We start from the raw sequence: 585 nt of genomic DNA, 5'->3' as shown, positions 1-585 counted from the left end.
GGCTGACCCGCGCCTGATCAGCCAGGCGCGCCGCCTGCCGCTTCTGGACTGGCAGGAACTGGTGGAGTCCTTGAGCCTGCTGGAATTGGAAGAACTGCTGCTGCAGCTGGGGCAGCGGCAGTCTGCGGAGATCTGCCGGCACTATCAGATCAGCGAGACCCGGCTCAAGCGGGCCAAGTACCGGGTCAAGGCGAAATTTGCCCAAAAATTGCTGCTGGAGGAATAACTTTTTGGCCAATTAGGACTATAATAAGCATTGTAGGACGAAAAAATTATTTAGGAGGTAATCAAAATGTCAGAAATTGTAAAGACAGCTTTGCTGGATCGTTCAATGAAAGAAGTTTTTGACTGGAGTGACTCAGACACTCCTGTAAGAGATGCCCTCTGGGACTACTTCATGGAGAAGAATGGTCACAACACTGACAAGACTGAAGAAGCCATGCTTCCGTTCATGAACGATGCTGACGACAAGATCGTAGCTTTTGTCAACGAAAACCTTAAGAAATAATATTTTCCCTACATTCCTGACCTCTTGTCTCCCTTAGGGAGGGGAAGGGGCGAAAAACGGCGGCTCGCTTGAGCCGC

At 50.3% G+C, this 585-nt stretch carries 1 protein-coding gene and 1 pseudogene; both read left to right on the top strand.

Features of this window, described 5'->3' with window-relative positions:
* Positions 1 to 226, top strand: a pseudogene (locus tag lacNas_RS09085) (hypothetical protein); the annotation flags it as partial.
* Between the two features lie 66 nt (positions 227 to 292).
* The gene (locus tag lacNas_RS09080; protein WP_201331483.1) at positions 293 to 508 is read left to right on the top strand and encodes a P8 family protein; all 216 of its coding nucleotides are present in this window, start codon (positions 293 to 295) and stop codon (positions 506 to 508) included.
* The last annotated feature ends 77 nt before the right edge of the window (positions 509 to 585 follow it).

It is taken from the genome of Lactobacillus nasalidis (assembly GCF_016587775.1).
Classification (GTDB): Bacteria; Bacillota; Bacilli; order Lactobacillales; family Lactobacillaceae; genus Lactobacillus; species Lactobacillus nasalidis.
This window is presented reverse-complemented; position numbering and strand designations above follow the sequence as displayed.

Bases quoted from the DNA above. Each gene is read 5' to 3' on its own strand.
- lacNas_RS09080 (WP_201331483.1), top strand. From the start codon at position 293: ATGTCAGAAATTGTAAAGACAGCTTTGCTGGATCGTTCAATGAAAGAA.